Origin of the sequence: Nocardia sp. NPDC004151 (assembly GCF_042874235.1) — a bacterium.
Lineage (GTDB): Bacteria > Actinomycetota > Actinomycetes > Mycobacteriales > Mycobacteriaceae > Nocardia.
In genome coordinates this window covers 615484-637484 of the sequence record NZ_JBIAMR010000001.1, presented here as the reverse complement: position 1 = coordinate 637484, position 22001 = coordinate 615484, and the positions used below count along the sequence as shown (strand labels likewise).

22 protein-coding genes, 1 tRNA gene and 1 other RNA gene are annotated in these 22001 nt (G+C 67.2%); 15 read left to right on the top strand and 9 right to left on the bottom strand.

Going from position 1 to position 22001, the window contains the following annotated elements; genetic code table 11:
* Positions 1–12: 12 nt before the first annotated feature.
* The 3 genes from ACFYTS_RS02890 to ACFYTS_RS02880 all read right to left on the bottom strand — a co-directional run bounded on the left by ACFYTS_RS02890 (position 13) and on the right by ACFYTS_RS02880 (position 2389).
* Positions 13–783 carry an RDD family protein gene (locus ACFYTS_RS02890; protein WP_387300881.1) on the bottom strand — a complete coding sequence of 257 codons (771 nt, stop codon included), beginning with the start codon at positions 781–783 and terminating at the stop codon, positions 13–15.
* 50 nt (positions 784–833) lie between these two features.
* On the bottom strand, positions 834–1793 hold the full coding sequence (gene gluQRS, locus ACFYTS_RS02885; protein ID WP_387300879.1) for a tRNA glutamyl-Q(34) synthetase GluQRS: 960 nt from the start codon (positions 1791–1793) through the stop codon (positions 834–836).
* A 98-nt stretch (positions 1794–1891) separates the two neighbouring features.
* On the bottom strand, positions 1892–2389 hold the full coding sequence (locus ACFYTS_RS02880) for a DUF309 domain-containing protein (protein ID WP_387300877.1): 498 nt from the start codon (positions 2387–2389) through the stop codon (positions 1892–1894).
* A 382-nt stretch (positions 2390–2771) separates the two neighbouring features.
* Between ACFYTS_RS02880 and ACFYTS_RS02875 the strand changes: the two genes are divergently transcribed.
* Complete coding sequence (locus ACFYTS_RS02875; RefSeq protein ID WP_357275290.1) at positions 2772–2981, top strand: DUF397 domain-containing protein; 210 nt, start codon at positions 2772–2774, stop codon at positions 2979–2981.
* A gap of 214 nt (positions 2982–3195) precedes the next feature.
* On the opposite strand, the gene ACFYTS_RS02870 is transcribed toward ACFYTS_RS02875, so the two are convergent.
* On the bottom strand, positions 3196–4815 hold the full coding sequence (locus ACFYTS_RS02870) for a cytochrome bc complex cytochrome b subunit (protein WP_387300875.1): 1620 nt from the start codon (positions 4813–4815) through the stop codon (positions 3196–3198).
* Between the two features lie 97 nt (positions 4816–4912).
* Between ACFYTS_RS02870 and ACFYTS_RS02865 the strand changes: the two genes are divergently transcribed.
* On the top strand, positions 4913–6322 hold the full coding sequence (locus ACFYTS_RS02865) for a WS/DGAT domain-containing protein (RefSeq protein WP_357275295.1): 1410 nt from the start codon (positions 4913–4915) through the stop codon (positions 6320–6322).
* A gap of 69 nt (positions 6323–6391) precedes the next feature.
* Here ACFYTS_RS02865 and ACFYTS_RS02860 read toward each other — a convergent pair whose 3' ends face one another.
* The 4 genes from ACFYTS_RS02860 to ACFYTS_RS02845 form a co-directional block, all read right to left on the bottom strand.
* Positions 6392–6817, bottom strand: coding sequence for a hypothetical protein (locus ACFYTS_RS02860; protein WP_357275297.1), 426 nt, complete (start codon positions 6815–6817; stop codon positions 6392–6394).
* Between the two features lie 28 nt (positions 6818–6845).
* The gene (locus ACFYTS_RS02855) at positions 6846–7637 is read right to left on the bottom strand and encodes a DUF2637 domain-containing protein (protein ID WP_387301083.1); all 792 of its coding nucleotides are present in this window, start codon (positions 7635–7637) and stop codon (positions 6846–6848) included.
* Between the two features lie 711 nt (positions 7638–8348).
* A tRNA-Ser gene (locus tag ACFYTS_RS02850) sits at positions 8349–8434 on the bottom strand.
* 54 nt (positions 8435–8488) lie between these two features.
* A complete protein-coding gene (locus ACFYTS_RS02845) occupies positions 8489–9526 on the bottom strand; it encodes a hypothetical protein (protein WP_387300872.1) in 1038 nt (345 codons plus the stop codon).
* 101 nt (positions 9527–9627) lie between these two features.
* On the opposite strand from ACFYTS_RS02845, the gene ffs reads away from it, so the two are divergent.
* Positions 9628–9722, top strand: an RNA gene (ffs, locus tag ACFYTS_RS02840) — signal recognition particle sRNA small type.
* 140 nt (positions 9723–9862) lie between these two features.
* Positions 9863–11170 (top strand): aminotransferase class I/II-fold pyridoxal phosphate-dependent enzyme, encoded by a 1308-nt coding sequence (locus ACFYTS_RS02835; RefSeq protein WP_387300870.1) that lies wholly within the window; start codon positions 9863–9865, stop codon positions 11168–11170.
* 166 nt (positions 11171–11336) lie between these two features.
* Here the strand turns inward: ACFYTS_RS02835 and ACFYTS_RS02830 are convergent, their stop codons facing one another.
* Complete coding sequence (locus tag ACFYTS_RS02830; RefSeq protein WP_387300868.1) at positions 11337–12155, bottom strand: methyltransferase domain-containing protein; 819 nt, start codon at positions 12153–12155, stop codon at positions 11337–11339.
* A 96-nt stretch (positions 12156–12251) separates the two neighbouring features.
* Between ACFYTS_RS02830 and ACFYTS_RS02825 the strand changes: the two genes are divergently transcribed.
* The 11 genes from ACFYTS_RS02825 to ACFYTS_RS02775 all read left to right on the top strand — a co-directional run bounded on the left by ACFYTS_RS02825 (position 12252) and on the right by ACFYTS_RS02775 (position 21999).
* Positions 12252–12830, top strand: a complete 579-nt coding sequence (locus ACFYTS_RS02825) for an HhH-GPD-type base excision DNA repair protein (protein ID WP_387300866.1) — start codon at positions 12252–12254, stop codon at positions 12828–12830.
* A gap of 116 nt (positions 12831–12946) precedes the next feature.
* A complete protein-coding gene (locus ACFYTS_RS02820) occupies positions 12947–13645 on the top strand; it encodes a hypothetical protein (protein ID WP_357275309.1) in 699 nt (232 codons plus the stop codon).
* 156 nt (positions 13646–13801) lie between these two features.
* A complete protein-coding gene (locus ACFYTS_RS02815) occupies positions 13802–14521 on the top strand; it encodes a hypothetical protein (protein WP_357275311.1) in 720 nt (239 codons plus the stop codon).
* Positions 14522–14725: 204 nt separating this feature from the next.
* Entirely contained in the window at positions 14726–15439 is a 714-nt protein-coding gene (locus ACFYTS_RS02810) for a hypothetical protein (protein WP_387300864.1), read from the top strand.
* Between the two features lie 113 nt (positions 15440–15552).
* Positions 15553–16101 carry a flavin reductase family protein gene (locus tag ACFYTS_RS02805; protein ID WP_387300862.1) on the top strand — a complete coding sequence of 183 codons (549 nt, stop codon included), beginning with the start codon at positions 15553–15555 and terminating at the stop codon, positions 16099–16101.
* A gap of 46 nt (positions 16102–16147) precedes the next feature.
* Positions 16148–17029, top strand: coding sequence for an amino acid ABC transporter permease (locus ACFYTS_RS02800; RefSeq protein ID WP_357275319.1), 882 nt, complete (start codon positions 16148–16150; stop codon positions 17027–17029).
* Positions 17022–17786, top strand: a complete 765-nt coding sequence (locus ACFYTS_RS02795; RefSeq protein ID WP_387300860.1) for an amino acid ABC transporter ATP-binding protein — start codon at positions 17022–17024, stop codon at positions 17784–17786. Before ACFYTS_RS02800 ends, ACFYTS_RS02795 begins: the two co-directional genes overlap by 8 nt.
* A 28-nt stretch (positions 17787–17814) precedes the next feature.
* Positions 17815–18801 carry an ABC transporter substrate-binding protein gene (locus tag ACFYTS_RS02790; RefSeq protein WP_357275323.1) on the top strand — a complete coding sequence of 329 codons (987 nt, stop codon included), beginning with the start codon at positions 17815–17817 and terminating at the stop codon, positions 18799–18801.
* On the top strand, positions 18798–19301 hold the full coding sequence (locus ACFYTS_RS02785) for a GNAT family N-acetyltransferase (RefSeq protein ID WP_387300858.1): 504 nt from the start codon (positions 18798–18800) through the stop codon (positions 19299–19301). The genes ACFYTS_RS02790 and ACFYTS_RS02785 overlap by 4 nt, the downstream gene beginning before the upstream one ends.
* Positions 19298–20368: an LLM class flavin-dependent oxidoreductase gene (locus tag ACFYTS_RS02780; RefSeq protein WP_387300856.1), complete on the top strand. Its 1071-nt coding sequence runs from the start codon at positions 19298–19300 to the stop codon at positions 20366–20368. The genes ACFYTS_RS02785 and ACFYTS_RS02780 overlap by 4 nt, the downstream gene beginning before the upstream one ends.
* Positions 20365–21999: an ABC transporter substrate-binding protein gene (locus ACFYTS_RS02775; protein ID WP_387300854.1), complete on the top strand. Its 1635-nt coding sequence runs from the start codon at positions 20365–20367 to the stop codon at positions 21997–21999. Before ACFYTS_RS02780 ends, ACFYTS_RS02775 begins: the two co-directional genes overlap by 4 nt.
* Positions 22000–22001 lie beyond the last annotated feature (2 nt).

The following is a 22001-nucleotide window of genomic DNA, read 5'->3' as shown; positions in this document are numbered from 1 at the left end:
GAGGGAAGAGCCTCAGCCCTTCAGCACCTGGGTGCCGCCGGCGAACTGGTCGTGCCAGCCCTGCTTGGTCGGGCTCTGCTCGATGGTGATGGCGATGTAGATCGCCATGCCGAGGCCGACCAGCGTGCCCAGGCACGGGACCAGCTGCACGATCATGAACAGGTTGCGCTTGGCGGAGGCGGCCGGGTCCAGCGGCGCGCCGCCGGGGCCGACGACCCGCAGGTTCAGGATCTTCTTGCCCAGTGTCTGGCCGCCCTGCTGGGTCTCCATGAAGATGAAGTAGCCGAAGTAGATGACCGGGACCAGCACGCTCCACAGCCACGCGATGCTGCTGGGCAGCACCGCCTGGATGATGCCCGCCGGAATGCCGATGATCAGGCCGTCGATGATGCGGGCCGCGAAGCGGGTCCACAGGTCACCGGGCTGCGAGCCGCCGAAACCGCCACCGAAACCGGGCTGGCCGCCGTCCGGGTAGGGCTGGTAGGCAGGCTGGCCGTACGGCTGCTGCTGGCCGTAGGCGTCGGACTGACCGAACGGCTGCTGCGGCTGCTGGCCGTACTGCGGCTGCTGCGGCTGCTGGCCGTACTGCGGCTGCTGCTGCTGACCGTACGGGTCGGGCTGCTGGCCGTAGGGCTGCTGGCCGTAAGGCTGCTGCGGCTGCTGGCCGTAGGGGTCGGACTGCCCGTAGGGCTGCTGCTGACCGTACGGCTGCTGTGGCTGCTGCGGCTGCCCGTACGGCTGGCCGCCCGGATACTGGTTGGGGTCGTACCCACCGCTCGTCATTGTTCCGCCGTCCTCGTCGATTTCGTTCGGGATCTGGTCGAGTGCGTACGTTACGGACACCAGCTGGGTTGCAACAACCCGTCGGGGTCGAGTCTCCAGGGTTCTTTTGGGAGGTTTTCCGGCCGGAATCGTTCCAGGACATCGGCCGGCGTGATTGCGCCGTCGTAGCCGAGCGACGCCGCGAGCGCGCTCAGCACGTATCGCGGGGATTCGCCGAGGGCTGTCCGATCGCGCAGGGTGACCGCCCCGTCGCGCTTGGCGAGCCGTTGCCCGGAGGCGTTGAGTACCAACGGGACGTGGGCGAATACGGGGACGGGCAGGCCTAGCAACATGGCCAGATACGCCTGTCGCGGCGTGGAGGGCAGCAGGTCGTCGCCGCGCACCACCTGGTCGATGCCCTGCTCGGCGTCGTCCACCACGACGGCGAGGTTGTAGGCGGGGGTGCCGTCGCCGCGCCGCAGCACCAGATCGTCCACGGCGCCGCGGTATTCGCCGAGCAGGAGGTCGGTGACGGTGAATTCGGTGCGGTCGGCGCGCAGGCGCAGCGCGGCGGGGCGGCCCTCGTCACGCCGACGCTGCTTCTCCCGCTCGGTGAGGTTGCGGCAGGTGCCGGGGTACGCGCCCATCGGGCCGTGCGGCGCGGTCACCGCCTGCTGTATTTCCTTACGCGTGCAGAAACACTCGTAGGTCAGGTCCGCCTCGGTGAGGCGTGCGACAGCAGTGTCATAGCGGGCGAGGCGCTGCGACTGCCACACCACGGGCGGGTCCCAGTCCAGGCCGATGGCGGCCAGGTCCTCGAGTTGGCGTTCGGCCGCACCCTTTTTGACGCGGTCCAGATCCTCCACCCGCATGAGGAATTCGCGTCCGGTGGAGCGGGCGAAGAGCCAGGCCAGCAGTGCGGTGCGGAGGTTGCCCAGATGCAGATCGCCGGACGGGCTCGGTGCGAAGCGACCGGCCCCGGGCCGCCGTCCGGGGTGGGCGGCCGTTGCTGGGGCGGGGTCGGTCGGCATGTCTGTCGATGGTAGTTCGCATCCTTCGCAGCGCGGCCGACCCTTCGCCTTCGTGCCGGTGCGCACCTCGAGTGCGGCGGGACTACGGGATTGCGAATTCAGCGCGGGAGTGTGAGCCGAGCTCGAAGGTCCGTGTCGGAGATGGGTTTTCCCTGCTCAATGGCCATGAGTAAGGTGTGCGCACGGTCCACCAGGCCGGGCGAGTCGATGCCGTAGGGCGCGGATCCGTAGGCGGAGAGGCGTTCGGACGCCCGTTCCAGCAGAGTGCGCGCTCCCTGGGGGTTTCCCCGCTGAATGTGGGTGAGTCCAACGGCAAATTGCGCGAGGCCCTGCCATAGCGACTTCTCCGCGAACGGACCGTTTTTCCAGGCGGCCTCCAGTACCTCGTGCGCGTTGAAAGCCAGGCCCTCGTCCAGCAGACGTTGGGCATAGTCGAGGGTTTCGGCCGGCGGCAGGTCCAGGTCATCGGGAATGCGAGGGATGCCGGGGCTGCCGAAAGGGAGGGGTCGCCCAAAACGGTCACGAGGACGGGCATTCCGGGCACGGCCGTCGTCGTCACGGTCCCGTCCGGCGTCCTCCGGTGACTGCTGGGGCATGCTCCCCATGATTCCCCATGCCCCGCGTATCCCGGTCCACCCGGGGTACCCGAGGCGTGAGCGAAGGAATTCTCATGTTTGAAATTCAATAGCCTCAAACCGGGGCTAATTTCTTGCAAATAATTTGCTGGCTAACCTTGCCACAAATTTGCTGATTGAAAACGAAAGAATGCGATCTCCTAATGACGAACCCTGCTAGGGTTTAGCGCGGGAACGGCCATCGGGGGCGCATTCCCATCGCGAAGTGCAGAGATAGGTGGTACGGAGCGTTTGCGTGCGACCCGCGGCGAGCCCCGGAGATTCGTGTTTTCGAGCGATCCCGCGGTCGCCAGGTTCGATGCCAGCAGGATTCCAAGCTTGACGCAGAAAAGGAGCTAGTACCGTGAAGGTGGATTTCACCGGCGCCGTTTGGCGCAAGAGCAAACACAGCGGCCCCAACGGCAACTGCGTGGAGGTCGCGTTTCTCCGCGACGGCAATGTCGCGGTTCGGGACACCAAGGACCACGGCGCCGGGCCGATTCTGGCTTTCACCCCGGGCGAGTGGGATGCCTTCGTAGCGGGCGTCTCCGACGGAGAGTTCAAGCGGGCCTGATCGCAGCCCCTATGCGGCCTGCCGCGGCCCCGCCGGGAAAAACGAGAAGCCCCCGAGTCCCGGAGACTCGGGGGCTTCATCATTGGCCCTACGCTTTGCTCCGGGCGGGTTCGCGGCCCCTGGTCCCGATTCTTCCCTCCTCCGCTCCTCCGCTTCGCTCCCCCGCTCCGTCAGTCCAGAATCGGGACGGCCGCGAACTTTTGAGCCCGGAGTCTCAGCGGGTGCTCTCCTGTGCGTCGCGCAATACAGCCAGCTGGGCGCGCTCGGCCGCGTGCTCGTTGGCGGCGTTGAGTTCGCGTTCCTCCGGGGGATCGGCCCAGAAGAACGCGCCGGTGCCCGGGCTGCCGGCGAGGCCGAGTTGGTTCAACTTCTGGGGGACGCGGGCGCCCTGATATTCCAGGGGGATCGGATGGCCATGCTCGTCGACGGGGCCGAGCGGCTGGTGCACCTCGATGTACTCGCCGTGCGGAAGTCGCCGCACCACGCCGGTTTCGATGCCGTGCTCGAGCACGCTGCGGTCGGCGCGTTGCAGTCCGATGCACAGCCGGTAGGCCGCGGCGTAGGCCAGCGCCGGGACGGTCAGCAGGCCGATGCGGAAGGCCCAGGTGGTGGCGTTGAGCGAGATGTCGAACTTGAAGGCGATGATGTCGTTGACGCAGGCCAGGGTGAGGATCAGGTAGAAGCTCAGCGACATGGCCCCGATGGCGGTGCGCACCGGGACGTCGCGCGGGCGCTGCAACAGGTTGTGCCGGGCCCGATCGCCGGTGAGCCGCTTCTCGATCCACGGGTAGGCGATGATCAGCGTGAAGATCAGCGGCATGAACAGCGCCACCGAGAACGCGCCGGGGATGGTGTGCCCGAACGGGTACGCCTCCCAGGCCGGGAACAGGCGCAGGAACCCGTCGGTCCACATCATGTAGAAGTCGGGTTGGGTGCCGGCCGAGACCTGGGAAGGGTTGTACGGCCCGAGATTCCAGATCGGATTGATCTGCAGCAGTCCGCCCATGAGCGCGAGCGCGCCCAGGGTGAAGGCGAAGAACGCGCCCTGGTCCAGTGAGAAGACCGGGACGATGCGGGTGCCGATGACGTTCTTCTCGCTGCGTCCGGGCCCCGGGTACTGGGTGTGCTTCTGATACCAGACCAGCGCGATGTGAACAACGATGAGCGCCAGCATGATTCCGGGCAGCAGCAGCACGTGCGCGATGTAGAGGCGCGGAATGATGATGGTGCCGGGGAAGTCTCCGCCGAACATGAGCCAGTGCAGCCAGGTGCCGATGACCGGACTGCCCAGGGTGATCCCGGCGAAGGCGGCGCGCAGGCCGGTGCCGGAGAGCAGGTCGTCGGGCAGCGAGTAGCCGAAGAAGCCCTCGAACATGGCCATGATCAACAGCAGCGCACCGATCACCCAGTTGGCCTCGCGGGGTTTGCGGAAGGCGCCGGTGAAGAAGATCCGGCACATGTGAACGATCATCGACGCGGTGAACAGCAGCGCGGCCCAGTGGTGCACCTGCCGGACGAACAATCCGCCGCGTACGTCGAACGAGAGGTTGAGCGCGGTCTCGTAGGCCCGCGACATGGTGACCCCGCGTAGCGGCTGATAGGAGCCGTTGTAGGTGACGTCGCCCATGGAGGGGTCGAAATACAAGGTCAAATAGACGCCGGAGAGCAGCAGAATGATGAAGCTGTACAGCGCGATTTCACCGAGCAGGAACGACCAGTGAGTCGGAAATACCTTGTTGATCGATCGTTTCAGGAATGCGGCACCCTGGTACCGCTGATCCATCTCATCGGCTTGTTTCCCAAGTCGACCGGCGATCTTGTTGGTGGTTGCCATAGCGGTCACCCCGCCCCCGGGACAGTGCCAGTGCTTCTACTACAAACGGTAGCACTGCCGTCTCCGCAGCGCATCGGGTTTTCGTTATGGTCGTCGGGTGAATTCCCTGGCCGCCCGGGACGCCACCATGTACTGGCTGTCCGCGCGCACCCGCAACGATCTGTTTCTGCTCTACTGCTTCGCCGACACGGGGTGCGACGCCGAGCGGCTGCGGACGGCCGTCGCGAACCGGGTGGTCCACATCCCGGATTTGCTGGTCCACGTGCTGGACGCTCCCGCGAATATCGCGTATCCGATGTGGGCGACTTGTGAATTCACCGCCGATCAGTTCGTCGACCACGACCTCGGCGATGCCACCTGGGCGACGCTCACCGACGAACTTGGCACCCTGCTCGGCACCGGCGTGCGGGCGAATGAACGCCCCTGGCGACTGCACGTCTTCCGAAACGTTCGGGACGTGCCTGGATTCGCTGCCGGGGAGTCCGCCCTCGTAGCGGTGCTTCAGCTGTCCCACGCCCTGGCCGACGGGCGTCGCGCGGCCGCCATCGCTCGCGCGCTCTTCGGTACGGGCGACGTTCCGGCGGCACCCGTGCCGCGTCCTTCGGCCGCGTTCCTCCTCCGTTCGCTGCCCCGCCGCGTGCGCGACACGGCGACCGGCGCGTTCGCCTCGGCTCTCGCTCTGCCCACTATCCCGATCGACATGGCGCGCACCATGATTCGCGGCCTGGCCGCCGTCCGCGCCCAGCGCGGCCTGGCGGATCTCACCGCCGCCGGTGAACTCCCGCCCCCGGCCCCCGATGTCGAACCGACCCTCCTGAACGGCGCCGGCGCACCCCCGCAAGCGCATATCGTGCGAATGCTGGTGTGCGACAAGACCCGCCTGCGCGCCCAGGACCATTCGGTCACGGTGGTCGCCCTCACCGCCATCTCCTTCGCCCTCGAACGCTATCTCCGCGACCACGACGCGGCCGTCGCCGAACTCCGCGCCCAGGTGCCCATGGCGGTCGCCGCGCTCGGAACCGACGGCCCGGACCGTCCCGCCCGCAATGCCTACCGCGACCTCTCGGTCGATCTGTCCCTCGCCGAACCACGGCCGCGTGCCCGCGCCGACCGTATCGCCGCCGACCTGACCGCCCGCCGCACCCGCGCCGCCCACCCCCTCCAGCACGCGCCGGACGCGGTGACCGCCGTCCTGCCGGCCCCGATCCTCCACCGCGATGTAGCCAACGCGCCGATCGACATACTCCCCGAACGAGTTTCGGGTCACACCGTGGTTTCCAGCGTCGACCGCGGTCCCGCGGATCTCGAGTTCGGCGGCGGTGCGGTGCGTTTCACCGCAGGGTTCCCGGCCCTGGGCGCGGTCATGCACCTCACCCACGGTGTGACCGGTCTCGGTGACACCGTCACCGTCTCCGTGCACGCCGACCCCACCGTGATTCCGGATCCGGACCGCTACTCGGAGCTGCTGGAATCCGCTCTGGACGAGGTTGCGCGCGCATTGCGCTGAACCGCGAATGCGAAAGCCCCCGGCGGATCGAGTCCGGCGGGGGCCTTCGAGGTGGAGTTCGGTGGAGAGTTAAACCATTCCGTTGATCAGCGGATGCTCGGACAGGCTATCGGGTGCACCCCACTGGGTGTGGGTGAGTGCTTCGAAAACACAGATCAACAATAGTTTTCGCGCGCGATGGCCGGAGTGGCTGTCGGATTCGCCACCGACGTCCTGGATTCGCATACCGACCGCCGGGTTGCGGCGCGGTGCGGGTTCCGACAACATCCAGAACATTTCGGGTCCCATCAAAGTCGAGCGCCCGCCCGTCTCGCTGAACCACCGACCGGAGTATTCGATCATCAGATCGGTGAATGATTCGACGTTACCGAATGCTTCGGTGAACTGAGTCATCGCACCCGATCGATCCAGACTGTTCTGGATGATCGAAGCCAGCCGGATCGCGATCTCCCGGAACTGATCTACTCCCTGGTCCTGCCACATGTTCATCGCCATACTTCGCTCCAGAAGGGTCGGTGGTGCACTACATTTGCGCAGCGGTCATGTAGAACTGGCGCCGTTCGTCGGCGTCCAGCGGGACGGGCCTGTGCTGGGTGCTGATGCCGGCGGTCTGGCCCAGGGAATATCCGGGTGCCGCGGATTCCAGTGGATAGAGCCTCGGCTGAGCCGCGGGATATGGGTCCTTGGCGCGCCCCGTCTCCTGCCAGTCGAGCGCCGCATCGCAGAGCTCGGGTGCGGGCTCCGGGTCGTCGTGCTCGACCGCGGCGACTACATCCTCGAGCTCGGACACCTCGATCTCGTCCGCGAGGTCGGAGGCCTCCAGCTCGGCCGCGTTTTCCGCTGCGACCTGCTTGCCGCGTTCCCAGAGCATCAACGTGAGATGCACGGCGAACAGCATGGTCAGTGGCATGCCGGCGTAAAGGCACATCGGCACGACGCTGCCGCCGATCTCGTGGGCGTACTGGATATTCCCGGCGATCGAGACGAGAGTCGACAGAGCGAACAAGGCGGTCGAGTACCACCAGCCGACGCTCCATTGCCGGAATGCGGCGGTGGCGATGATCGAGGCGATCACCAAGCCATCGATGGCGATCGGCACATTCGAAGCGAGATCGGGCGGAACCAGATTACGCACCGAAAGTTGGTGCAACGCGGCAAAAGACATCTGGAATGACTTGACTGCCACCACCGAAGTCACCAACAGCGAAGCATGGGCCAGCCGGGGTCTGAACGAACTCAGTCGACGGAGCGTGCCTCCCGTCCCACGTGACGGGGTTACTCGCACTTCGCCATTCGTAGATCCTGCGGTAGTCATCGTCACCATGGCGGCGAGGGTACCGCGCGGTCGGTCGTCTATTGCGCATCGTCTTGTTTTCAGATGCTTTGGGGTCCCGAGTTCTAATCTGCGGCGATTGAAATCGGTGAACTATTGCCTGAAAGCCCCTCTACTGCAACAGGTCAAGACTTTCGGCAATGGCCGGAAGTGCTGTAATCATCAGCCTATGGGTGTTTCGTAATGATTATCCGTAATGTCCTTCTGCTCGTTGGGTTCTGACGCGAGCGCGGTCGCAAGCGGTCGAGCATGCCATCCAAAAGCGAACTCTCTCAGACGATTGCGACACCATGACCCACGCGGCGTCGAACGCCTCGGCATCGGCGATCGGCCGGTCTCGCCGGACGAGACATCGACCGTGACCGACATGGGCCTGCGGCGCTCGAACCGACCACCCGAGTTGATCCACTTCTCAACCGAGTACGGGGAGATCGCATCGACGGGCAGCGTCAGAGCTGTGACGTAACTAACACGCTGATCGACCGGCTCCCCGAGCGAGTCTCGGGTCATGCCGTCGTCTTCAGTACCGACCGCCCGGCCTCGCCGACCCCGCCGCGCTCCCGGACCCAAACCACTGCCTGAGCCTGCTGGAATCCGCTCTCGACGAGGTAGCCCGCGCATTGCACCGCGCCGGGTCGGCTTCGGATATGCGGAAGGCCCCGGTTGGACTGAGTCCGACCGGGGCCTTCGAAGCGGAGGATAGGGGATTTGAACCCCTGAGGGCTGTTAACCCAACCCGCGTTCCAGGCGAGCGCCATAGGCCACTAGGCGAATCCTCCGTCGAGCAATATACCGGGTACACCCCTGGTGGAAGCAAATGCAGTGGTCGGCGGCTACTTCTTCTTCAGATTGCTGAGCGCCTTCTGGGCCTGCTCCTTGCACACCTGGGCGATCTCGTCCTTGCTGACGCTCTGGCCCTTGCCCATGCGCAGGCGGATGTTGACCTTCACCGAGGCGTTGTCGTCCTTGACCGCGACCGTGTAGTCGGTGGTGGTGAAGGAGGAGTAGTCGTCGACCTTGGCCGCCCAGTAGCCGGCCTCGCCGATGCCGTTCACGTCACCGGCGGTGCGGCCGCTGCCGGTGGTGCCGGTGTCGCTGGTCTTCCAGATGTCGTATTCGGGGCGGTTGTAGGCGCTCGACGAGCCGCTCAGCAGCGAGACGTTGAGGGTGAGGTCGGCGGTATTGGCGATCGCGTACTTGTCGGTCTTGGAGGTTTCCTCGTTGCCGGCCCGGCAGTCGAAGCGGCCGCCCGAGTAGTCGGTGGGCTTGGTCTCGGAGTGCTCGGGGGTGCCCTTGGAGTTGGCGGCCCACTTGTTGAGCACCGAGGTGTCGATCACGGTGCAGCCGTTGGTGATGCCCTCCATGGAGTACTTCCCGGCGGCCTTCTTCTTGTCCCCGCCCAGCGGCGACGGGCTGTCGCTGCCGCTGAGCGCGACCACGCCGATCACCGCGCCGACGATCACCACCAGGCCGATCACCCCGCCGATGATCCAACCGGTCTTATTGCCGCCCGAACGCGGCGGCTGTGCCGGATAGCCATAGCCCTGACCCGGCGGCGGGACCGGGGGCTGGGCGAACTGCTGCTGCGGGAAGCCGCCGGACAGGGGCTGGCCGTAGGCGTCGGTCATGGGCTGCTGGTAGCCGGGCGTCGGCTGCTGCGGGTAGCCGGGCGCGGACTGCCCGGTCGGAAGGGGCTGGGCGGGTGGCGTGTACGGGGGCATGCCGCCGGCGGCGTAATTGAGCATCGTCGGGTCCGCACCCTGAACCGGCCGGCCCTCCCCGGCGGCGGGCGCGGTGGCCCACCATTGGGCGGTCTCCTGGGCTTTCTGCGGGTCGTGCGGCGCACCGGCTCCTGGATCGGAACTCGTCATATTCGTCTCTACCCCTCCGGAAAATCGCGGGCGACCCCGCATATCGCAGGCATCGTATCGACCCCGGGCGGCACCGGGCTCGGTGAGCCGCTACACTGGCCGACGGATCCAGCGCGGCGCGCATCCTGTGAACTCCCCCAGGGCCGGAAGGCAGCAAGGGTCAACGGGCTCTGCCGGGTGCGCTGGGTCCCCTTTCTTTTTCCGGCCCGGTCGTGCGGGTGACGGAAGTACAGATATCCCTGCCGAATCGGATACGCCGCCTAGTAACCTGGGCGGTTGGGTTCGCGGTGCGCGCAACCCTGGACATACATCCCACGCCATTGGAAGGGCGCTCAGATGCCTCGGCAGACGCAATTCGGTTTGATGAGTCATGCGGAACTCGTGACGGAACACGAGACGCAGACCGCGAACTACGCGAAGCTCAAGACCGAGAAGCTGACGCTGGACATTACGAGGGGTAAGCCCTCGCCCGAGCAGCTGGACCTCTCGCAGGGACTCCTCGAGCTGCCGGGCGCCGCCGACTACCGTGACGCCAACGGCACCGACGTCCGCAATTACGGTGGCCTGCACGGCCTGCCGGAGCTGCGCGCGATCTTCGGCGAACTGCTCGGCATCCCCGTGTCGAATCTGCTGGCCGGCAACAACGCCAGCCTGGAGATGATGCACGACCTGCTGGTGTTCGCCATGCTGTACGGCACCGCGGATTCGGAGCGCCGCTGGGCGGACGAGCCGGTGCTCAAGTTCCTGTGCCCGGTCCCGGGTTACGACCGGCACTTCGCGATCACCGAGTCGCTCGGCTTCGAGATGATCCCGATCCCGATGAAGAACGACGGCCCCGACACCCACCTGATCGCGGAGCTGGTCGCGTCCGACCCGAGCATCAAGGGTCTGTGGGCGGTGCCGAACTACTCCAACCCGACCGGCGTCACGTTCTCCGAAGCCGTTACCCGCGAACTGGTTTCGATGCCCACCGCGGCTCCGGACTTCCGCCTGTTCTGGGACAACGCCTACGCGGTGCACCCGCTCACCGACACCGCCGAACCGGTGCTGGACGTGCTGGGTATGGCCGCGGCGGCCGGCAACCCGAACCGCCCGTTCGTGCTGGCCTCCACCTCGAAGATCACCTTCGCGGGTTCGGGCGTGAGTTTCTTCGGCTCCTCCACCGCGAATGTGGAGTGGTACCTGAAGCACCTGGGCAAGAAGACCATCGGCCCGGACAAGGTGAACCAGCTGCGGCACCTGCGCTTCTTCGGCGACGCCGAGGGCGTGCGGGAGCACATGCAGAAGCACCGGGCCGTCCTGGAGCCGAAATTCAAACTGGTGCTGCGGATTCTGGAGGACCGGCTGGGCGCGTCGAAGGTGGCGTCCTGGACCGAGCCCAAGGGCGGCTACTTCATCAGCCTCGACGTGCTGGAGGGCACCGCCAGCAAGGTGGTGGCGCTGGCCAAGGACGCGGGCATCGCGCTCACCCCGGCCGGTTCGTCCTACCCGTACGGAAAGGACCCGGAGGACAAGAACATTCGCATCGCGCCGAGCTTCCCGTCTCTCGGTGAGCTGGAGAAGGCGATGGACGGCCTGGCCACCTGCGTCCTGCTGGCCGCCTCCGAGAAACTCATGAGCTCCCCCGCCTCTCCGCGCCTTTAGCGGGCGGCATGGGTGCCGTGAACTACTGGCGACCCGTGCCGGCGGCGGGGTGCCGCTGACCATTTCGGGCGTCCCCGGCGAGTTACCCTCGCCTCCCGAAATCAGTTGTCGCGAAACGTCTTTCGCTGCTCGGGCGCGCATCGAATCGATGCGCGCCCGAGTTGTTTCAGTTCGGCTTGTGCGCCAGCACCGCGAAGATGGTCACCGACAGGTGGATGTCGCCGCTGGCGGCTCCGGCCTCCAGGTCGGCGAGCAACTGATCGCGCTGGGGCTCGCTGATCGAGCCCCGCGCCACCGCGCGATCCGCGACCCGGGCGACCAGTGCGCCCGCGCCGACGCTGCGGTCCTGGATCAGGGCGTGTGAGCCGATTTCGTCGACGACCAGTCCGGCCGCGGCCAGCTGCCCCGACAGGCGGCGGCCCGCGAACGGGTTGGTGGTGCCCGCGATCATGGTCTCGATCACCTCGTGCACCACGTGCCGGTCACCCGGGTGCACGATGGCCGAGCCCCAGTCGGTGTCCATCACCACGACCCGGCCGCCGGGCCGCAGCACGCGGGCGATCTCCCCGACCGCGCGGGCAGGGGCGGTGAGGTGCTGGAAGACGCGTTCGCACAGGGCCACGTCGAAGCTCTCGCTGCCGACGGGCAGGCCGTAGGCGTCGCCGCTGACGAAGGTGGCGGTGGAGCCGGCCTGGGCGGCGCGGCGTTCGGCGGTGGCCAGCAGGTTCGGGTCGGGTTCGACGCCGAGCGCGGTGCCGGTCGGCCCGACCAGCTCGGCCAGGGTCAGCACCTCCGACCCGGCGCCGGAGCCGATGTCGACGGCGCTCTCGCCGGGGCGGGTGGCCAGGGCCTGGTGGGCCCAGGCCCGCAGGCGCCGGATACCCGGCAGCGCTGCCTGTAGATCGTGGACGTCGACGAGCTGGTCCTGTCCGTCACGGTCGAAACGGTCCGGTCGCAGTCCTGAGTCCGCACCAGGTTGCGGCACGGTTCGCACTGAAGAATCAGCCATGGTGTCGGGCATATGCCGAGCCTAGTCGTGACCCGCGTCACCGCAACGCAAGATGAATGGGATGATCGATGCATGGTGAGCCGCACGCTGTGTATTGCGCAGGAATCCGATGCCGACGAGCTGCTTTCGACCGATGATTTCGCCCTGTTGGTCGGGATGATGCTCGATCAGCAGTTTCCGATGGAACACGCATTCCGTGGGCCGTGGAAACTGGCCGACCGCATGGGCGGCTTCGATATCCATCGGATCGCCGCCGCCGATCCCGCGGAATTCGAGGAGCTGGCCGCTACCCCGCCGGCCATTCACCGCTACGGCCGCTCCATGGGACGACGGGTCCAGGAGCTGGCCCAGTACATTCTGGACAACTACGGCGGCAATACCGCGGGCCTGTGGACCGACGGCGATCCGGACGGCAAGGAAGTCCTGAAACGGCTCAAGAAACTGCCCGGCTTCGGTGACCAGAAGGCCCGGATCTTCCTCGCCCTGCTGGGTAAACAGCGTGGTCTGGCCGCCGCCGGCTGGCGCGAGGCGGCCGGCGCGTACGGCGAGGACGGCTCCCGCCGCTCGGTCGCCGACGTCACCGACGCCGAATCCCTCACCCAGGTGCGGGAATTCAAGAAGCAGGCCAAGGCCGCCGCCAAGGCGAAGTAATCTCCCTCACTTCCACGGCATCGAATCAAGCTGGTTTTTAACCTCCAGTTTCACAGGGGGTTCACAGATGCTTGCCGCCGACAGTTCAGTTCTCGGCAGTGGAAGCAGTACAGAAAATGAAGATGAGGGAATTCGCCGGGATCGCGGCATTGCTGGTCGCGGCGACGGGGGTCACCGCCGGCACCGCGTACGCCGGTCCGGCCAAGACCGATGACGGCACGATCAACTACACATCCCAGGTCACCGAGCAGGGCAACACGGTGGTCAGCACCGACGCCGGCTCGCTGGTCGTCGAGGACGGTGCGCTGAAGGTCAAGGCGGCGAATGGAACCACCGTCGCCGGCACCGAATTGAAGTTCCGGATCGACGATTTCGAGTTCCCGATCGCGGCGCAAATCAGCGACCGCACCGCCACCCTGACGCCGCAGGCCGACCTGGCGCACGCGGTGTACAAGCCGGTCGCGCTGCCCTACGAGGATCAGGCGCCGTGGAAGACCCAGTACGACCGTGAGCTGGCCGCCTGGAACCGCTTGACCAGCACCATCTCCGCGGGCGCGACCATCGGCACCGTGGTCGGCGGCCTCGGCGGCGCGGCCCTCGGCTGCGTCCTGGGCGGCGTCGCCTTCGCGACGGCGACGGCCCCGCTGGCCACGCTGTTCGGCGTCGGACCGCTCGCCGGTTGCTTGATCGGTGCGAGCACGGTCGGCTTCCTGGGCACCATCGGCGGTCAATTGCTCGTCACCGCGCCGATCGCGATCGCCGCTGCGGTGCAGTACTTCACCACTATCAACCAGCCGTTCACCGCGCCCAAATAGGTTTTTTCGGCAACCGATGGGCAAAGGTTCACCGCGCCGGAACCAAGCTGCCACATGGCGTTTGTAAAGGCCGGTTTCCATCACTGGGCCCCGGGGATACACCTGATCTGGTTTCCCCGGGGCACACCGCTCATCTCACGAGGGATTTTCGAACACATGCGTCTCAAGAACTTCACCGCGGTTTCCGCGCTGGTCATCGCCGCTCTGGGCGTCACCGCCGGCACCGTGAACGCCGCGCCCGCCGCCGATAACAACGGCGTGATCAACTACACCGCCACCAACTCCGAGACCAACACCGTCATCCGTACGGATGCCGGTTCCATGGTCGTCGAGAACGGCAACTTCGTCATCAAGGCCGCCAACGGCAATGTCGTCGCCGGCATGCCGCTGAAGGTGCGCGTGGACGACTTCGAGTTCCCGATCGCCGCGGAGATCTCGGACCACACCGCGACCCTCACTCCGCAGTACGACATGGACCACGCCACCTACGCGCCGGTCGCCAAGGATGTCGCCCTGCCCTACGAGGACCAGGCTCCGTGGAAGTCGGACTACGACCGTGAGCAGGCCGCCTGGAACCGTATGAAGGACACCATCTCCCTGGGCGCCACCGTGGCGACCCTGGTCGGTGGTCTGGGCGCCGCGGCCGTCGGCTGCGTCCTCGGCTTCGGTGTCGCCGGTCTGGCCTCGGCCCCGCTGGCCGCGCTGTTCGGCGCCGGCCCGGTCATCGGTTGCCTCGTGGGTGCGGCCACCGTCGGCTTCCTGGGCACCATCGCGGGTCAGCTGCTGATCACCGCGCCGGTCGCCATCGCCGCCGCGATCCAGTACTTCACCACCATCAACCAGCCGCACATCACCGCTCCGGCTCCGGCCAAGTAACACTCGGTCCGAGTAAAGAGCAAGGGGCGCAACAGGCATCAGCGATCACCTCATCGGGACAGCCCGCTCGGTCATTCGACCGGGCGGGTTTCGCAATTCGGGAGTGTTCACCGTGTGAGCACCCGTGCGACATATTTCGTTCGCGTCGACCCGTTTCGATCATGCGGTCCAACCACGCGGACTGCCTGATGAGGAAACCGAGAAATGCGCTTCAAGACTTTCGCCGCGACCGCGGCCCTGGTGTCCGCTGCCATGGGCGTCACCGCCGGTACCGTCAACGCCGCTCCGGCCGCTGACAACGGGGTGATCAATTACACCGCAACCACTTCCGAGACCAATAGCGTCATCCGGACCGATTCCGGCTCGCTGGTCGTCGAGAACGGTGTCTTCAAGATCAAGGCCGTGGACGGCACCGTCGTGGCCGGTATGCCGCTGAACTTCCGCGTGGACGACTTCGAGTTCCCGATCGCCGCGGAGATCTCCGACCACACCGCGACCCTCACTCCGCAGTACGACATGGACCACGCGACCTACAAGCCGGTCGCCGAGGCCAAGGACGTCAACCTGCCCTACGAGGACCAGGCTCCGTGGAAGTCGGACTACGACCGTGAGCAGGCCGCCTGGAACCGTATGAAGGACACCATCTCCCTGGGCGCCACCGTCGGCACTCTGGTCGGTGGCCTCGGCGGCGCGGCCGTCGGTTGCGCCATGGGCGCGGTCGTCTTCGCCGCCGCGACGGCCCCGCTGGCCACGATGTTCGGTGTCGGCCCGCTGGCCGGCTGCTTCATCGGCGCGAGCACCGTCGGCTTCCTGGGCACCATCGCGGGCAACCTGCTCGTGACCGCCCCGGTCGCGATCGCCTCCGCCTACAACTACTTCGTCACCATCAACCAGCCGCACCTGGTCGCGCCGAAGTAAGTCGCACAGCAGCATCCCGAACCCCGTCCGGCACCCGCCGGGCGGGGTTCGTCGTTGTAATCGGGGTGAGCCCAATCCTGTCGCCGCGCCGCGGCCGATGCTGGAGTGGATCGATGGGTGACCTGACCTCGATTCACGGCGCGGCAGCCGCGCTCACTCCGGTCGACGGGACCGATCTCCGGAAGACCTTCGCGCACTTCCCCAGCGCTGTGGTGGCGCTCTGCGCCCGGCTCGGCGGAACGCCGCACGGGCTGGTGGCCAGCACTTTCGTGCCGGTATCGCTGGATCCGCCCCTGGTGTCGGTGTGCATTCAATACTCGTCGGAGACCTGGCCGCGGCTGGAGCAGGCGAGCCGATTGGGCTTGAGTCTGCTCAGCAGCGACCAGGAGAGCGCGGCGCGAGGTCTGAGCTCCAAGCGTGGAGACCGGTTCCGGGATGTGGAGCTGCGGGGCGGGAACGGGAACGCCGCGTTCGTGGCGGGGGCGACGGCCTGGCTGGAAACCTCGGTGTACGAGCAGGTTCCGGCGGGAGATCACGCCGTGGTGCTGCTGCGGGTGCATCGGGTGGGCGTCAGCCCGGAGTCCGAGCCCCTGGTCTTCCATCGCAGTGATTTCCGCGCACTTTCCGGGAAATCGATTGAGGCGCAATTGAATTCAGCCTGAGCCGGACCGGCGACAGGGTGTGCCGGGCTTCGTATCGTCGGTGTCCATGAGCACCCTGGCGGTATCCGCGCAGACGGCGGAGGCGACCGGAGCCGAGGACGGTGATCTGTCCGTCGTCCGCACCCGCCACCCGTGGCGCTGGGTCACGGGGGCCGTCGCGCTGGTGCTGGTCGCGCAGTTCGCGCACGGGCTGATCACCAATCCGGGCTGGGACTGGGGCACGTTCGCGCAGTACGTCACCGCGAAATCGGTGCTGTCGGCGCTGAAAGTGACCCTCGAGCTGACCTTCTGGGGCACCTTGCTGGGGTTCTTCCTCGGTATCTGGCTGGCCGTCGGCCGCCTGTCGAAGAATCCGGTGTTGAAGGCGATCGCGTGGACCTATATCTGGGCGTTCCGGTCGATTCCGCTGATCGTGCAGCTGCTGTTCTGGTTCAACCTCGCCTATCTGTACAAGACGCTGTCGCTGGGCATTCCCTTCGGCCCGGAGTTCGCGCGATTCCAGACCAATGGCGTGATCAGCGGATTCACCGCGGCTGTCATCGGTTTGGCGTTGCATCAGGCGGCCTATTCGGCGGAGATCATCCGAGCGGGCATCATCTCGGTGGACGCCGGGCAGTGGGAGGCGGCGCGGTCGCTCGGGCTGCCGTGGCGGCGTCAGTTCTTCACCATTGTCGGGCCGCAGGCCATGCGCGGAATTCTGCCGAATGCCGCCAATGAGGTGATCAGCCTTTTCAAGGGCACCTCGATCGTGTCGACCATGGCGATCGCCGAGCTGTTCTATCAGGTGCAGGTCATCTACGGCCGGAACGGCCGGGTGGTGCCGCTGCTCATGGTGGCCACGGTCTGGTACATCCTGCTGACCACGGTGCTCAGTGTCATTCAGTTCTATATCGAACGGCGCTTCGCGAGAGGAACCGGCGATGAGTGAATTCGCGATCGAATTACGTGGTATCCGAAAGTCTTTCGGCCGCACCGAAGTGTTGTCCGGAATCGACCTGACGGTGCGGCCCGGCGAGGTCACGGTCATTCTCGGTCCGTCCGGCTCGGGCAAATCGACGCTGCTGCGCACCATCAACCATCTCGAGCAGGTGGACGGCGGCACCGTGCGGGTGGGCGGCGAGCTGGTCGGCTACCGCCGCAAGGGCCGCAAACTCTACGAACTGCACGAGCGCGAGATCCTGCGCCAGCGGGCGCGGATCGGGTTCGTGTTCCAGAACTTCAATCTCTTTCCGCACCTGACGGTTCGGGAGAATGTGACGCTCGCGCCGGTGGCCGCGCAACGCCGCTCCAAGGCCGAGGTGAACGCCGAGGCGCTGGAACTGCTGGCGCGAGTCGGGTTGGCGGACAAGGCCGGCGAGTATCCGGGCCGGCTGTCCGGCGGGCAGCGGCAGCGGGTGGCCATCGCCCGGGCGCTGGCCTTGCGGCCGGAGGTGGTGCTGTTCGACGAGCCGACCTCCGCGCTGGACCCGGAGTTGGTCGGCGAGGTGCTCGACGTGCTCGAGGATCTCGCGCGCGGCGGTTCCACACTGGTGATCGTCACCCACGAGATCGGGTTCGCCCGCAAGGTGGCCGACACGGTGGTGCTGCTGGACGCGGGCCGCGTCGTCGAGCAGGGACCGCCCGCGCAGGTGCTCGACGCCCCGACTCATCCCCGCACCAAAGCCTTTCTCGCCCACGTGCTCTGACCCCCAACGCCGGATAAGGAACCCGCTCATGCCCAAGTCGCACCGTCGCAGACGGATCACCGCTCTCGCCGCACTCACCGTGCTCGGCCTGTTCGCGGCGACAGCCTGTGGCAAGGACGGCGATGGCGGCGCTCCCAGCTCCAACACCGTCAACGGTCTGAACTACGACCTGTCCCCGGCGCAGTCGGGCCGGGTGCACGCGGCCAAGGTGGACGCGCTCGCCGCGCAATTGCCCGCCGCCGTCCGGGATCGCGGCACGCTGGTGGTCACCGGATCGGTCGGCGCGACGCCGCCGCTGCGCTTCTACGCCACCGACGACCGCACCCCCATCGGTTCCGAGGCCGACGTCTCCTCCCTGCTCGCCGATCTGCTGGGCCTGAAGGTGGAGACCCGGGTGGGGGACTGGGCGCAGAACTTCGTGAAGATCGACTCGGGCGAGGCGGACGTCTTCATCAGCAATGCCACCGTCACCGAGGAGCGCAAGGAGAAGTACGACTTCGCCACCTACCGGCTCGACAATATCGCCCTGGAAGTCCCCAAGGACGCGAACTGGGCCTACCAGGACCGGAAGTCGCTGGCGGGCAAGAAGATCGGCGTCGGCTCCGGCACCAACCAGGAACAGCTGCTGGTGAAGTGGAACGACGACAACCTCGCCGCGGGCCTGCCGAAGATCGATATCGCCTACTACGAGAAGACCAGCGACTACTACCTGGCGCTGGCCTCCGGTCGCCTCGACGGTTACCTCGGCCCCAATCCCTCGGCGCAGTACCACTCGGCGTCCAGTGGCCAGACCAAGGTGGTGACCACGCTGTCGGGCGCGGGAGACGCGCTCCAGGCCGAGATCGGCGTCCTCACCAAGAAGGGCAATGGACTGGCGGAGCCGTTGCGGGCCGCCATCCAGTACGCCATCGACAACGGGCTCTACAAGCAGGTGCTGGACCGCTGGGGCCTGGGCGGCGAGGCCGTGCCGCAGTCGCGGATCAATCCGCCCGGACTGCCCAAGAAGAAGGGATGAGCATGTCGCGCAGGGTCTTCCATGTCGGGCAACACGATCCCCTGGCCGCGCCGCTGCTGGCGGAGCTCGCCATCGAGTACAGCAGCCGGTACGGCGGGACGCCGGGGGAGGTGCACGCGGATCTGACCGGGTATTCGGCCAGTCACTTCGCTCCTCCACAGGGCGACCTGTTGATAGTTGTGGATAACGGGGAAACGGTGGCGGGCGGCGCGTTCCAGCGGTACGACGCCGAGACCGCCGAGCTCAAGCGGATCTGGACGGCGGCCACGCATCGGCGAAAAGGGCTGGGGCGGTTCGTGCTCGACCAGCTGGAAGCCGAGATCGCGCGGCGCGGGTATCGGCGCATCTACCTGACCACCGGTCCGCGTCAGCCGGAGGCGGTCGCTTTGTACACGGCGGCCGGCTATACCGCGCTGCCGCGTGATGTTCGCAAGGAAGTCGGCTACGTGCACCCGTTCGAGAAGTTCCTCGACGCCGGAGAGCAGGCGATTCCGGCATGAAGTTCCTCCTGCTGACCTTGATCACCCACACACCGGACCCGGTGACCGGCGGGACCGAGTCGCCTCGGCAGCGGCTGCGGCGGGTCGTCGAGAGCGCGCGTCTGGCCGAGGAGCTCGGTTACGACGGTTTCGCGGTGGGGGAGCGGCACGAGGATCCGTTCATCTCCGCGGCCCCGCCGGTGGTGCTCAGCCACCTCGCGGCCGTCACCTCGCGGCTGGCGCTGTTCACCGGTGTCACCACGCTCAGCCTGCTGGATCCGGTGCGCGCCTTCGAGGACTACTCGACGCTGGACAATCTCTCCGACGGCCGGCTGGAACTGATCATCGGGAAGGGCAACGGCGCGGCGCAGGCCAAGCTGTTCCACGTCACCACCGACGACCAGTGGGATCGCAATCGCGAAGGCTACGAACTGTTCCGGAAGCTGTGGGACAGCGACAGCGTCACCTGGTCCGGCCGGTTCCGGCCGGCGCTGACCGAGGCCAAGGCGCTGCCCCGGCCGCTGCAGCCGCGGCTGCGCATCTGGCACGGCAGCGCCACCAGCCGTGAATCCGCGGATTACGCGGCGCTGCACGGGGATCCGCTGTTCTCCGCGAACGTCACCTACCCGATCGAGCCGTACGCCGAACTGATCGACCACTACCGGGAACGCTGGGCGGCCTACGGCCACGACCCGGCCGAAGCGCTGGTGGGCGCGGGCACGGCGGGCTTTTTGGTGACCCGGACCTCGCAGGAGGCGCTCGACCGGTATCGACCGGTCTTCGAGGCGCGGCAGGCGGTGGCGCGGAAGTTCGACGTGCCCATCGTGTTCGCCTCCGTCGAGGACTTCGCGGCCCGGTCCTCGGCGCTCATCGGCAGCCCGGAACAGGTGCTGGACAAGGTGAGCCGCTATCACGAGCGATTCGGCCACGAGGTCATCCACCTCAGCGCGGACGCGGACGGCCGGACCGAGGCCGAGCACCGCGAGAGCCTCGAACTGTTCCAGGCCGAGGTCGCCCCCGAACTCCGCCGCCGCATCCCGAGCCGACCGCTTGGCGCCGACCGTTACCCCGCTGGAGATCCCCGATGACCCGTTCCCTGCTCACGCGCACCACCCGCCCCGTGGCCCTGGCGGGAGTGTTCGCCGCCGCCGTCACGCTCGCCGGGTGCGGCGGCGGGGACGCCGCCACCGGCAGCGGTGAGCCGGCGGGTCCGCCGCAGGCGGGCGGCACCCTGCGGTACGGCCTGTCATCGGCCCCGACCTGCTCCGATCCCGCGCAGTCGTCGACCAATCAGACGATCTACGTGACCCGGCAGGTGGTGGACTCGCTGGTCGATCAGGACCCGGAGACCGGTCAGCTGAAGCCGTGGCTGGCCGACACCTGGACCGTCTCCCCGGATGCCAGGTCGTTCACCTTCCATCTGCGCGACGGGGTCACCTTCAGCGACGGCACCCCGCTCACCGCGGACTCGGTGCGCCGGAACTTCGATTCGATCGTCGCGCTCGGCGGTGCGAAGGCGCCGCTGGCCGCGAGCTACCTGGCCGGGTACGCGGGCAGCACGGTGCTGGATCCGCGCACCGTGCGGGTGGACTTCGCCGGGCCGAACGCGCAGTTCCTGCAGGCGACCTCGACCCCGCAGCTGGGCGTCCAGTCCGAGGCCACCGCCGCCAAGGCCGCCGAGGAGCGCTGCCTGGGGACCAATATCGGCAGCGGCCCGTTCACCTATGCCGAGTGGAAGCAGAACGCCTCCGCCACCCTGGCCAAGCGGGCCGGGTATGCCTGGGGCTCCGCGGTTTTCGCCGGTCAGGGCGAGGCGCATCTGGACAAGATCGTGTTCACCGTGGTCCCCGAATCCGGGGTGCGCACCGGCAGCCTCGCCTCCGGCCAGCTCGACGCGATCAGTGACGCGCTGCCGCAGGATGTGGCGCAGATCGAGGGCGGCGGCGGTCGCGTGCAGTTCACCGCCAACCCGGGCGTCCCGTTCGGCTTGCAGGCCAATGTGACCCGGGGCGTGCTGCGCGATCCGGCGGTCCGGGCCGCGCTGCTGCCCGCCATCAACCGCAAGGAACTGGTGGACACCGTGCTCGGGCCGCAGTTCAAGACGGCCAGCAGCGTGCTCGCCTCCAAAACGCCCGGCTATGTGGATCTTTCGGCCCGGGTGAAGTTCGACCCGGACGCCGCGAAGAAGCAGCTCGACCAGGCGGGCTGGGCGCCGGGCGCGGACGGCATCCGGGTCAAGGACGGGCAGCGGCTGAGCGCGGGCGTCATCTTCGCCCCCGTGTTCTCGGCCAATCAGCCCATTCTCGAGCTGACCCAGCAGCAGCTGCGGGCGGTCGGCTTCGACCTGCGGCTGGAACCGTTGTCGGTGGCGGAATCGACGGTGCGCCAGAACACCAAGGACTTCGACTTCAACTACTACAACTCGACCCGCGCCGACGGCGACATCCTGCGCACCACCTTCGCGGTCGACCAGCGCAACCTGAACGCTCGCGGCCCCGCCGAACCCCTCGACGCGCTGCTCGCCCAACAGTTGTCGGCCACCGATCCGGCCGTGCGCGCCCGCATCATCGGCGACGCCCAGACCGCGGTCCTCGACCAGGGCCTGTGGATCCCGACCATCGAACTCTCGCAGGCCATCGGCGTCGGCAAGGCGGTGGCCGGGGTGAAGTTCGAGGCCTCCGCGCGACTGCAGTTCCACGATACCTGGCTGGCACGGTAAAC